Origin of the sequence: Ensifer sp., from assembly GCF_035999185.1 — a bacterium.
Lineage (GTDB): Bacteria > Pseudomonadota > Alphaproteobacteria > Rhizobiales > Rhizobiaceae > Ensifer.
On sequence record NZ_DASYHB010000109.1, the window covers coordinates 67,877 to 80,494 of the forward strand.

General features: G+C 62.8%; 9 protein-coding genes. 6 read left to right on the top strand and 3 right to left on the bottom strand.

Annotation, left to right across the window (positions count from 1 at the left end):
* Positions 1–120 precede the first annotated feature (120 nt).
* Positions 121–1,491, bottom strand: a complete 1,371-nt coding sequence (gene glmU / locus VGO04_RS12340; protein WP_327496243.1) for a bifunctional UDP-N-acetylglucosamine diphosphorylase/glucosamine-1-phosphate N-acetyltransferase GlmU — start codon at positions 1,489–1,491, stop codon at positions 121–123.
* A 243-nt stretch (positions 1,492–1,734) separates the two neighbouring features.
* Between glmU and VGO04_RS12345 the strand changes: the two genes are divergently transcribed.
* Positions 1,735–3,498 (top strand): hypothetical protein, encoded by a 1,764-nt coding sequence (locus VGO04_RS12345; protein ID WP_327496244.1) that lies wholly within the window; start codon positions 1,735–1,737, stop codon positions 3,496–3,498.
* An 81-nt stretch (positions 3,499–3,579) separates the two neighbouring features.
* Here VGO04_RS12345 and VGO04_RS12350 read toward each other — a convergent pair whose 3' ends face one another.
* Positions 3,580–5,226, bottom strand: coding sequence for a Na/Pi cotransporter family protein (locus VGO04_RS12350; RefSeq protein WP_327496245.1), 1,647 nt, complete (start codon positions 5,224–5,226; stop codon positions 3,580–3,582).
* 350 nt (positions 5,227–5,576) lie between these two features.
* Here VGO04_RS12350 and VGO04_RS12355 point away from each other — a divergent pair, with 350 nt between their 5' ends.
* Genes VGO04_RS12355 through glp form a run of 5 tightly spaced genes read left to right on the top strand, consistent with a single transcriptional unit; the run spans position 5,577 to position 11,035 of the window.
* Positions 5,577–7,469: a peptidylprolyl isomerase gene (locus tag VGO04_RS12355; RefSeq protein WP_327496246.1), complete on the top strand. Its 1,893-nt coding sequence runs from the start codon at positions 5,577–5,579 to the stop codon at positions 7,467–7,469.
* An 18-nt stretch (positions 7,470–7,487) separates the two neighbouring features.
* On the top strand, positions 7,488–8,501 hold the full coding sequence (gene trpD, locus VGO04_RS12360) for an anthranilate phosphoribosyltransferase (protein ID WP_327496247.1): 1,014 nt from the start codon (positions 7,488–7,490) through the stop codon (positions 8,499–8,501).
* Between the two features lie 14 nt (positions 8,502–8,515).
* Complete coding sequence (gene trpC, locus VGO04_RS12365) at positions 8,516–9,331, top strand: indole-3-glycerol phosphate synthase TrpC (protein WP_327496248.1); 816 nt, start codon at positions 8,516–8,518, stop codon at positions 9,329–9,331.
* Positions 9,331–9,819 (top strand): cyclic pyranopterin monophosphate synthase MoaC, encoded by a 489-nt coding sequence (moaC, locus tag VGO04_RS12370; RefSeq protein ID WP_327496249.1) that lies wholly within the window; start codon positions 9,331–9,333, stop codon positions 9,817–9,819. Before trpC ends, moaC begins: the two co-directional genes overlap by 1 nt.
* 4 nt (positions 9,820–9,823) lie before the next feature.
* On the top strand, positions 9,824–11,035 hold the full coding sequence (gene glp / locus VGO04_RS12375; protein ID WP_327496250.1) for a gephyrin-like molybdotransferase Glp: 1,212 nt from the start codon (positions 9,824–9,826) through the stop codon (positions 11,033–11,035).
* Positions 11,036–11,241: 206 nt separating this feature from the next.
* Here glp and VGO04_RS12380 read toward each other — a convergent pair whose 3' ends face one another.
* Positions 11,242–12,534 (bottom strand): hemolysin family protein, encoded by a 1,293-nt coding sequence (locus tag VGO04_RS12380; RefSeq protein WP_327496251.1) that lies wholly within the window; start codon positions 12,532–12,534, stop codon positions 11,242–11,244.
* Positions 12,535–12,618 lie beyond the last annotated feature (84 nt).

Below are 12,618 nucleotides of genomic sequence, written 5' to 3' on the forward strand. Positions count from 1 at the left end.
TTCAGTATTTAACGCCGTTGCGTCTTTCCCTGGTCGAACCGGCCAGACGGAAAAGCGCAGAATAAATCCAAACGCCGCAGCGAAGCGTTGCGCCTTCGCCAAAAGGCGCGTGCCGCTGACCTATTCGGCCGCCTTCGCCGCCTTCTTGGCGGCCTTCACCGCCGCATAGCGTTCGCGCAGCAGCTTTGCCCTGCCCGGCTTGATGTCCTGGCGCGCCCGGCCGAAGGCGACGGCATCTGCCGGAACATCCTCGGTGATCACGCTGCCGGAGGCAACCAGCGCCCCGTCGCCGATCGAAACCGGAGCGACCAACGACGAATTCGACCCGATGAAGGCGTTTTCGCCGATCCGGGTCTCATGCTTGTTCACGCCGTCATAGTTGCAGGTGATCGTACCGGCGCCGATGTTCGTGCCCGCGCCGACATAGGCGTCGCCGATATAGGTCAAATGGTTGACCTTGGCGCCTGCACCGATCTCCGCCTTCTTGACCTCGCAGAAATTGCCCACCTTGGACTTCTCGCCAAGGTCCGCACCGGGCCTCAGCCGCGCATACGGGCCGACCGTCGCACCATTGCGAACCGTTGCGCCCTCGACATGCGAGAACGCATGAATGATTGCACCGCTTTCGACGCGCACGCCGGGGCCGAAAACGACATTGGGTTCGATCAGCACGTCCTGCTCGAGGACCGTGTCCCAGGCAAGGAACACCGTTTCCGGCGCGATCATCGACACGCCCGACAGCATGAGCTCATGGCGGCGGCGCTGCTGCCAGAGCCGCTCGATGAAGGCAAGTTCGGCACGCGTGTTGCAGCCGGTCAGCTCTTCCTCCGGCGCCTCGACCGCGATTGCGTGGCCGCCGATCTCTCTGACGATCTCGACAAGGTCGGTCAGATAGTATTCGCCCTTGACGTTGTCATTGCCGATACGAGCGAGCAGATCGAGCGCCTTGCGACCGTTGATCGCCATCAGCCCGCCATTGCAATAGGTGATGCGGCGCTCTTCGTCCGTCGCGTCCTTGTGCTCGCGGATTGCGAGCAAGGCCCCATCCTTGACGATGAGACGACCGTAGCCGGTCGGATCCGCCGTCTCGAAGCCGATGACCACGACGTCATTGCCGGCAGCCAGGCCTTCGCGCGCAGCCTTCAGCGGCTCCGGCTTGATCAGTGGCGTGTCGCCGAAGACGACGAGAATGTCGTCATAACCTTTCGCGATGGCTTCGCGGGCAGCAAGCACGGCATGTCCGGTGCCGAGCCTTTCCTTCTGCAGATAGGACGAAATCGACACATCGCCGATATCGGCAGCCGCGGAGACCGCTTCCGCGTCGCGCCCGACGACCAGTGCGACATCGGAAATCGACGCGCGCGCCAGAGCCTCGACAACATGGGCAATCATCGGCCGGCCGGCCACCGGATGCAGCACCTTCGACATGGATGACTTCATCCGCGTGCTTTCACCCGCAGCCAAAACGATGGCCAGGCACGTCCGTTCCATGTGTCTCTCCTTGGTCTTTCGCGGGCCGGAGCCCTTCGGGCGATCCCTTAAATCGGAATCAGCTCAAGTACAAAATCGCGCCCGATTCGGCGCGGTGCTAGCAGCAAGATATTGCGAGAAGCATAATTCGCACAATCACGTCGCATTAACCGGCTTAAAACCCGATGATGGCATAAGGAAGCGCGGGGCCTGTGTCGGCAAAGAGTGCGGGTGCATCGCTCCCCTCGGGAGAACGACGCCGCGATGCACAGCCGCACCGATTTCGACACATCGTCAAGCGTCAGAGGCGAGACCTTGCTTCTTGTTCGCTCTCCGCTCCTGCTGCTTGCCGTGACCTTCGGCGTGCTGGCGCTTCTGCTCACCTTCACGATCCCTCAGCCGATCGGCCCTATGTTCTGGGATCATTACCTTTATCTCGACGCAGCCAACCGCATCCGTGATGGACAAGTGCCTTCGGTTGACTTTTTCACGCCCGTCGGCGCGCTCGGCTACTACCTTTTCACGGCCCTGCAGAGCATTTTTCCCAAAGGCCAGCCCCTGCTGCTTGCAAGCTGGTGCCTGCTCATCGTCAGCGGACCGCTGATCGGCCTCGTCGTCTTCGATGTCAGCAAACGCTCGGCATCTCTCGCCTATGCGATCCTGGTTCCATTCCTGATTTTCTCGGTATTGCCGTTCAATACCGGCGATTTCTACCCCTACCCCGGCTCCGACGGGTTCGGCATCTATAATCGGCAGATCTGCCAGCTGCTTTATGTACTGGCAGCGGCACTCGTTCACGTGCGCGACCGTCGGCTGCTCGCTCTTTCGGTCGCGGGTGCCATGGCCGCCCTCTTCTTCGTGAAGATCACCGGCGCCGTCGCCGGCACCCTCATGTGCCTGATGGCCTTTGCGGCTGGGCGCTTGCCCTTCAAATCGGCGCTCGCGGCTGCGGCTCTGGTCCTGACCGTGCTTGCAATCGTCGAAGTCTCGCTTGGCGGGGTCTCCGCCTATCTCGCCGATATTCTTGCGCTGCTTTCCGTCAATGACGGCAGCCTGCTGCCGCGCCTGTTGCAAGCGGCGTCGCTGAATGCGGGCCTCTTGATCCCCGCCGGACTGCTTTGCCTGCTGCTGTTCGGAATCCACGCCGCATCTTTCGGCCAGTCGCTGCGACGGCTTGGCGCGAGCCCCTCTCCAGCGGCAGTCGGCAGAGCATTCGACCAGCCGTTCCTCTGGCTTGCCGCTTTCGTTTTGGCGGGCATTGTTTTCGAAAGCCAGAACACTGGTAGCCAGGCCTTCATTTTTCTGCTGCCGCTCCTCCTCAAACTCATCGTCGACGAGGCCGTTGGCGCTAGGTCCCGACCGGTTGTAATCGGCGTGGCCATGCTTGCGCTGGCAGCCGCCTTGCCGCCCATCACTGCCGTTACTCAGAAAAGTGCCCGCGCCTGGATCGGCGCGATCAACAACGTGCCGCTGGAAAACCGAAACCTTGGCACGATGGGGGCGGTCAATGTGCGGCCGATCCTGGCGCTGCGCGCCGAGCGCCTGCGCGAAATCTACCAGGCACAGCGCCCCGCTTTCGACGCCTTCTCCTCGGCCGGCGAACTTCCGTCGTTCCTGCTCTACAGCGACTTCGATTTCCAGGCAGGATGGCTGGCGAATGTGGACGAGGCCATCGACGCGATCCGGGCCTACGAAGCGGCAACCGGCATTCGCTTCCAGACGATCTTGAATATCGATTTCGCCAACCCGTTTCCCTGGCTGATGGACCGCAGCGCCCCGGAACATGTGGCGATCGGCGCTGATCCGTTCCGCGCCGTTCCGTCGCCGGATGCCGATGTTCTCGCTGCTGTCTCCGCCGTCGACATTGCGCTGGTGCCGACATGTCCAGTCACCAACGTCAACCAAACACTGCTGGCGCTCTACCTGCCAAGCCTCGAGCCGAACCACAGCCGTGTTAAGCTGACAGGCTGTTACGATGCCTTCGTACGCAACGGCCTGAAGCCTGCCCCGGGAGCCAAGAGTTCGTAGGCGACGACAGAACGAGGCAGGATGCCCTCGAATCAGAGTGCTGGAGCGCCCCTCGGACGTTCGTATTGAACGCAGGGCGTTCTAGGCGCCGGGCCGAAGCCTGCTCTCGCTCAACAGTCCGTTTTCCTCAAGGATGGGATAGGCAACGGATGCGATGTGGGCGTTGACGCGCTTCAAATCGCGCAGCATGTCGAGATGCAGGGAGCTCGTCTGCAAGCTCTGAACCAGCCCGTCGCGCAAGCGCTCGATGTGTCTCTCGGCCGAGCGCTTTTCCATATGCCGGACGTTGACCTTCACCTCGATGAGCTGCTTGGCGAGATCGGCGTTTCTCGTAACGAAGATCGTTTGCGCAACACGCAGGTTGTCGATCGTCAGGTTGAAGAGGCTCTTCAGTTCCTGATACCCCTCCTCCGAGAACTTCAGGCCGTTGTTCACCTTCTTGGCGATCTGCTCGCAGAGCCCTTTCTCGATGATATCGCCCATGTGCTCGAGATTGATGGCGTAGTCGATGATGACGATCGAACGGCGGCCGTCCTCGGGGCTCAAACCGTCACGGCCGAGCCGAGACAGGAAGATCTTCACCTCCTGCTGCAGGAGGTCGACCTGCTTCTCGAACTTCGCGATGTCGCGGATGTCCGACAGTTCGTTGTTGTTGAAGGCGTTCGCAGCGCGCATCAGCATCATCTCGACCAGGTCGCCCACGCGCAGGACCTCGCGGGTGGCACCGGAAAGCGCCATCACGGGAGTGTGCAGCGTCGCCTCGTCAAGATAGCGCGGGCCGGTTTCTTCAGCCTCGCCGTCGGGGATGAACCGGATCATCAGTTGCGACAGCAATCCGGCAAAGGGCCAGGCAAGGACAGCAACGGCCAGATTGAATGCAAGATGAATGTCGACCGGAAGGTTCTGTTGCGGCAACGGCAGGCTCTGGAGAAAACCGACGCTCACGCTTGTCAGAGGCAGCGCGATCAAACAGCCAATGGCGCGGACGACGAGATTGCCAAGGGTGACCCGCCGCGCCGATGGCGCCGACCCAAGGGTCGCCATCACGGGCGGGATGGCGCCACCGAGGTTGGCGCCAAGCACGAGCGCCACCGTCAGCCCAACGGTCAGGATGCCGGCCGACGACAAGGACAAGACCAGCATGACGACGGCCAGGCTGGAGGACGACGCAAAGGCAAGACCGGCCGAGAAGATCAACGCCACCGGCCAAGCGCTATCGAGCATCCCGAGGAAAGTCGCGAGCGCCGGGCTATCGCGCATCGGCTCCGTCGCCGCACCGAGCAGATGCAGCGAAAGAAGCATCAGGCCAATGCCGACGAATGCCGAACCGAGGCCCTGGCGCGCGTTCGATCGGCTGGCGCGGTGCAAGACGACGCCAACCAGAATGACAAGCGGCGACAACCACTCAATGCCCGTCGCGACGATCCAGGCCGTCATGGCGGTGCCCAGGTTGGCACCGAGCAGGACGATCTGCGCCATGCGCGAGCGGATCAGCCCCTTCTCAACAAAGGACGCGGTCATCAGCGCCGTGGCGGTCGAGCTTTGCAGGGCCAGTGTTGCGACAAGACCCGTCGCGAAGGAGCGGATCGATCCTTCTGTCCCTTGCGCAAGGCCGGCACGCAGCCGCGCCCCGAAGGCGCGCGTCACCCCGTCCTTGACGAGGGACAGCCCAAATAGAAGCAGCGCAACTGCCCCGAACAGGTTTACCATCACGATTGTTGATTGCATTGGCGTGTCTTCCTGCCGGCCGCTTCAGAATCGCTCGGCCTATGCAACACAACCACAGTTCCGAGGCGGATTCGAGCCAATGTGACAGATAAATTTCAATTGCCGGCTAATGAATCTGACATCCGTGTGACAACGCCCTTGGGACAGACCGACGCAGTGGGCACGCGTGAGGGGGCGCTCCACCGGATATAGGGTGACGGGCATTGAAAACCGGAGACTTTGCGCTGACGCGCGATCCCGCAAATGGGCGCAATTTGCGGCAAACAACCCTTCATTTCCTGTTTCGTTTGTTCTAAGGAACGATCTCGTTTGGCGAACAGCCACCGCAATACAACGAGGTTTCTGCCCCCATGCTCGAATTCCTGAGAACTGCCGCCCAGACCTGGGTCGTCAAAGGCCTGCTAGTCATTCTCGTGTTGTCGTTCATGGTGTGGGGCGGCTCATCGCTGACAATGACGAACCAGACGGACGCGGTGGTGACCGTCGGCGACGTCAAGGTGAAGGCGCCAGAATTCCGGCTTGCCTACGAAACAATGCTGGCGCAGGCCTCCCGCCAGATCGGCACGCGGCTGACGCCGCAGCAGGCTCGCGCCTTTGGCATCGAGCAGCGGGTCTATTCGCAGATCGTCGCCGGTGCAGCGCTTGACCAGCTTGCCAACGACATGAACCTCGGCCTGTCGCAGGATCGGCTTGCAAAGCTGATCGCCGACGACCCGGCATTCCACAGCGTCAACGGCCAGTTCGACCGGACGACGTTCTCGAGCGTGTTGCGCAATGCCGGCCTGCGCGAACAGGATTACATCAACAGCCAGAGCCAGACGGCGATCCGCTCGCAGATCGTCGACGCGCTGTCCGACGGCTATGCTGCTCCGAAGGTCCTCACCGACGCCATCGGCGCGTACCGCCACGAGACGCGGTCTGTCGACTACCTGCTGCTCTCGAACGCCAACATAGACGCGGTCAAGGCGCCGGGCGATGACGTGCTTTCCCCCTGGTACGACAGCCGCAAGGCCAACTACCGCGCACCGGAATACCGCAAGGTCAGCTACGTGAAGCTCGAGCCGGCGGACGTTGCCGATACGGCAGCCGTGACGGACGACGAGATCCGCACTGAGTACGACCGGCGCAAGGACAGCTTCCGGACGGCCGCATCGCGAACCATCGAACAGCTCGCCTTCCCGTCGCGCGCAGCTGCTGACGCTGCCTCGGTCAAGCTTGCCTCGGGCACGAGCTTCGATGATCTCTTCAAGGCCGAAGGCAAGAGCGCTGCGGACGTTCTTCTCGGGGACTTCACCAAGGACCGCGTGCCTGACGCCAAGATCGCCGATGCGGCCTTTGCCGTTCAAACGGACGGCGGCGTGACCCCGGTTGTCGACGGTGCTTTCGGCCCGGTCATCCTGCGCGTCACGAACATTCGCGCTGAAACCGTCCGCAGCCTAGACGAGGTCAAGAACGAGCTGCGCCAGGACATCGCCCTTTCCGCGGCGGGCGAAGAAGTCATGCGCCTGCACGACAAGATCGAGGACGAGCGGGCATCCGGCGCGCCGATCAAGGAAGTGGCCGATCAGCTCAAGCTGAAGCTGGTGACGATCGACGCAATCGATGCAACCGGCAAGGACAAGAACGGCGACGCAGTCGCTGGCCTGCCGGAGCAAGCGGCTCTTCTGCAGGAAGTGTTCAAGGCGGACGTCGGCGCAGAGACCCTGCCCGTGAACGTCGGCCGGGACGGCTATGTCTGGTTCGACCTCGACGAAGTCGTCCCCGCGCGCGACCGCACGCTCGACGAGGCGCGCGACGAGATCGGCGCCGACTGGATGGCTGAGCAGCAGCGCGCGGCCCTGGCCAAGCGGGCCGGCGAACTGAAGCAACGCCTGACGGACGGTGCAAAGCTAGCGGACATCGCGACCGAACTTGGCCTCGTTGTCGAAACCAAGACCGGCCTGACGCGCGCCACCTCGGATGCTGCTCTCAGCCCCGCAGCGGTCGCAGCCGCCTTCTCCGGCGCGAACGGCCATATCGCCAACGCAACCGGCCTCGGTGGCGAGGGACAGGTCCTGCTTCAGGTAACGTCCGTTGAAAATGCCGGCCCGGCAGACGCCCTGCAGGACGACAGCCGCCAGATCGATGCGCTGGCGCGCGTCAGCGGCGAAGATATCCTGGACCAGATGGTCGCAACGCTGCAGGCCGCCTACGGCGTTTCGATCAACCAGACGCTCGCCGAGACGGCACTCGCACAACGGTAGGTTCCGAGGAAATGAACGATGAGTGATCTCAAACCATTCGTTGCCAAGGTCGCCGCCCGCGAGCCGCTGAACCGCGAGGACGCGCGCGCCGCCTTCGAAATCATCATGTCGGGTGCGGCAACGCCGTCGCAGATCGGCGGCTTCCTGATGGCGCTGCGCGTGCGCGGCGAAACGGTCGATGAGATCGTCGGCGCGGTCGGCGCGATGCGCGCCCGCATGCTGCCGGTCGAGGCTCCGGCCGGCGCGGTCGATATCGTCGGGACCGGCGGCGACGGTGCCGGAACCTACAATATCTCGACGCTGGCTGCGCTGATTGTTGCCGGTGCCGGCGTGCCGGTCGCCAAACACGGAAACCGTGCCCTGAGCTCGAAGTCGGGCACCGCGGACGCGCTTTCATGCCTCGGCGTCAAGCTCGATATCGGCCCCGAAATCATTTCGCAGTGTATTCGTGATGCCGGTGTCGGATTCATGTTTGCCCAGCAGCATCACTCGGCGATGCGCCATGTCGGCCCGACGCGGGTGGAACTCGGAACGAGAACCATCTTCAACCTGCTCGGTCCGCTCTCCAATCCGGCCGGCGTGAAACGCCAGCTCGTCGGCGTCTATGCACCGCAGTGGGTTCAGCCGCTTGCGGAGGTGCTGCGCGATCTCGGCTCGGAAAACGTATGGGTCGTTCACGGCGAAGGCCTCGACGAAATCACCACGACCGGCACGACTGAAGTCGCCGCACTCGAAAACGGCAAGATATCGACCTTCACCCTCACGCCGGCCGATTTCGGCCTCGAGACGGTGACGCTCGATGCGCTCAAGGGCGGCGACGGCGCGCACAATGCCGTGGCGCTCCAAGCCGTGCTCGACGGTGCCGAGAACCCCTACCGGGACATTTCCCTTGCCAATGCAGCGGCTTCGCTGATGATAGCTGGACGGGCGAAGGACCTCACGGAGGGCATGGCGCTCGCCCGCCAGTCGCTTTCGAGCGGCGGCGCCAGGACGGCGCTGCAGCGCCTGATCAGCGTTTCGAACGCGGCCTGAGGAAGGATCGGCAGATGACGGATATCCTGCGCAAAATCGAAGCCTACAAGCGCGACGAGATCGCGGCTGCGAAATCGCAAGTCTCGCTCGATGCGCTCAAGGCGCGAATCGCCGAGCAGTCCGCTCCGCGCGGTTTTCACAAGGCCCTCATTGCGCGCAAAGAGGCGGACGCGTTCGGGCTGATCGCCGAGATCAAGAAGGCGAGCCCTTCCAAGGGCCTTATCCGCCCGGACTTCGATCCGCCGGCACTTGCCAAGGCCTATGAGGCCGGTGGTGCGGCCTGTCTCTCGGTGTTGACGGACGCACCGAGTTTTCAGGGTGCGCCGGCATTTCTTGAAGCAGCTCGCGCCGCCTGTGCGTTGCCGGCGCTGCGCAAGGACTTCATGTTCGACACCTATCAGGTGTTCGAGGCCCGGGCCTGGGGTGCGGATTGCATCCTCTTGATCATGGCGTCGCTTAGCGACGACGACGCCCGTCGGCTCGAGGACGCGGCGTTCGCGCTCGGCATGGACGTGCTCATTGAAGTCCACGACGCAGAAGAGATGGAGCGTGCGCTGATGCTCGCCTCGCCGCTCGTCGGGATCAACAACCGCAATTTGAGGACGTTCGAGGTCGATCTCGCCGTTTCGGAACAGCTCGCGGCGATGGTGCCGGCCGACCGCCTTCTCGTCGGTGAAAGCGGGATCTTCACCCACGAGGATTGCCAGCGGTTGGAAAAGAGCGGAATCACCACCTTCCTTGTTGGCGAAAGCCTGATGCGCAAGAGCGATGTCGAGGCCGCCACGCGCACACTCCTGACCGGCGCGACAAACACGGTGGCGGCCGAGTGATGGGTAAGCCGACGCTCACACATCTTGGTGGCAGCGGCGAAGCGAACATGGTGGATGTCGGCGACAAGACCGAAACGGTGCGCGTCGCCGTTGCCGAAGGCCATGTCCGCATGAAGCCGGAAACGCTGGCACTCATCCTGGAAGGCGATGCCAAGAAGGGCGATGTCATCGGCACTGCCCGGCTCGCGGGCATCATGGCCGCCAAGCAGACGTCCAGTCTCATTCCGCTCTGCCATCCGCTGATGCTGACGAAGGTGACGGTCGACATCACGCCCGACCCCAGTCTTCCGGGCCTTCGGGTCGAAGCCCTTGCCAAGCTCACGGGCCGCACCGGCGTCGAAATGGAAGCGCTGACCTCGGTGAGCGTTGCCTGTCTCACGATCTACGACATGGCAAAGGCCGCCGATCGCGAGATGGAGATCGGCGGGATAAGGCTCGTCAGCAAATCCGGCGGCCGCTCCGGCGACTATCAGCGCGAAGGGAAATAGGGCCATGTCGCTGCTATCCGTCGAAGACGCGCTCGACCGAATCCTCCGCAGCGCCAATCCGCCGCAACTGGGCGAGCTGGTCGGCCTCAATGACGGGCTTGGGCGTGTGCTGTCGCAGGATATCCCGGCACGCGTTACGCACCCCGCCTTCGACAATTCGGCGATGGACGGCTATGCCGTTCGCCACGACGACATCGCCACCATCGGCGCAGAAGTGACAGTGATCGGCCAGTCGGCGGCAGGCCATGGTTTCAAGGGTGAGCTTAAGCCTGGTGAGGCCGTGCGCATCTTCACCGGCGCACCGGTGCCGTCCGGCGCAGATACGGTGATCATCCAGGAAGACACCGAGCGCCTGCCCGGCAACCGCGTCCGAACCAAATTCGTGCCCGGCAAGGGCCGGCACATCCGGGCGGCCGGTCAGGACTTTACGGCCGGGGAAGCAGCGCTTTCGGCTGGTGACGTGCTCGATGCAGGACGGCTGACGCTCGCCGCAGGCATGAATCACGCGAGCCTCCCCGTCTTCAGGCGTCCCCGTGTCGCTATCCTTGCCACCGGCGACGAACTGCTGCCTCCCGGCAGCGCTCCAGGCGACGACCAGATCATTGCCTCCAACAGCTTCGGCGTGGCGGCGATTGCACGCGAGAATGGCGCCGAAGCGATCGATCTCGGCATCGCAAGCGACGAAAGCGACGCCATTGCGGCAAAGATCGCGCAGGCACGGGCCGCGGATGCCGACGTGATCGTGACGCTTGGTGGTGCTTCGGTTGGCGACCATGACCTGGTCCAATCGACGCTGCTTGCCTGTGGCATGACGCTTGATTTCTGGCGCATCGCGATGCGGCCGGGAAAGCCGCTGATGGTGGGGCAACTCGGCACAGCTACAGTGCTTGGCTTGCCAGGCAACCCGGTCTCTAGCCTCGTTTGCTCGCTGCTCTTCCTCGAACCCCTGCTGCGCAAGCTTGCTCGCCTGCCGGGACGTGAGCGCATGGCGACCGCGCGACTGGCAAGCCCGCTGCCGGCCAACGACCTCCGGCAGGACTACGTGCGCGCGCGGCTCTCCAGGGCCGATGACGGAAGCCTGATCGCCCACCCGTTCTCGCGGCAGGACTCGTCGATGATGAAGGTCTTTGCGCAGTCTGATTGCCTGATCGTGCGTGCGCCGTTCGCGCCAGAGGCCCCCGCTGGCGGCGCCTGCGACATCCTGAGACTGCGCTGAAATCAGAGACGGGCGCGATCCCCATCACGGTTCGCCCCTCTGTCGGTCCACGAGACGAGAGCCCACCACACCGCGCTTGATCTGAAAGGTCGCTGCCGAGCTTTGCCAGCATCGATCAGGGGGAAGCACGCAAACGCGTGCTCCAGGAGAAATGTTGCCCTCGGCCCAGGCAGAGGCGCCCGAACCACGATCTCAATAGATCGCAATCAGTTGGCGACTTCGTCGCTGCGGCTGACCAGGATCTTGTCGATACGACGGGCGTCCATATCGATCACCTCGAAGCGATAACCGTGGGCGATCGCAATATCGCCCTCCTCCGGCGTCTTGCGCAATTGCTGCACGAGGAAACCGGCGATCGTCTCGAAGTTGCCGTCGGCATCGATCCCCTCGATACCGATCGTCAGATGGATTTCGTCGATGGGCGTACGGCCGTCGACCAGGTAGCTGCCGTCTTCGCGCTGGCGGATCAGGGCATGCTCAATGTCATCGTAGTTCGACGGCAGCACGCCGACGATCGCTTCGAGGATGTCGGCGATGGTGATGATGCCCTCGGTGCTTCCATACTCGTCGACAATCATCGCCATGTTGATGCTCGACGCCTTGAAGGCTTCCAAGGCCTTCAGGCACGACGCCGTCTCCGGCAGCGTGTGAATTTCCTTGATGTACTTGCGCACGTCGAACGCACCGGATGTCGGAGCGTTCAGGATTTCCTTCGCCAGAACCGCGCCGAGAACTTCGCCGCTCGGCCCATCGACCACCGGATAGCGAGAATGGCCGAACTGGGTAATTTTGCGGCCAACCATCTCCAGGCTGTCGTTGACGTCGATGAAGCTCACCTCGGTGCGATGGGTCATGATCGACTTCACGTTCCGGTCGCCGAGCCGGATGATCCGGCGCAGCATTTCGTGCTCCGACTTCTCAATGGCACCACTTTCGACGCCTTCGGCCATGATCGCGTGGACTTCCTCCTCGGTCACATGGTCGGGATCATCCGGACGAATGCCAAGCAGACGCATGGCGAGCGACGCCGCGGTCTCGAAGAGGTAGACGACCGGAGCTGCAATCCGCGACAGAAGAAGCATCGGGCGCGCGACAAACATCGCCAGCGCCTCGGAGTTTTTCAGCGCCAGCTGCTTCGGAATGAGCTCGCCGATGACCACGGACAGGAACGTGATGAGCGTGACGACAAGCACGAGCGCGACCGTGTTGCCGTAGGGATGGATCCAGGCGATCTCATCAAGCAAGGGGGCGAATTTTGCCGCGATCGTCGCGCCGCCGTATGCGCCGGCCAACGTGCCGACAAGGGTGATGCCAACCTGCACCGTGGACAGGAACTTGCCAGGATCTTCAGCAAGCCTCAGCGCCACTTCGGCGCGCTGATTTCCCTGTTTTGCCATCTGGCGAAGCATGGGCTTGCTTGCCGAGACGATTGCCATTTCCGAGAGAGCAAAAAATGCATTGATCAAAAGCAGGACGAAAATGACAAAAAACTCGGACATGGTCTCCAGATCACCGTTGACGAAAGCCGCTCCGCGAGGAACGGCCCTTCACCAGATAAGGCCAGCGAACGATCTGAGCAAGCG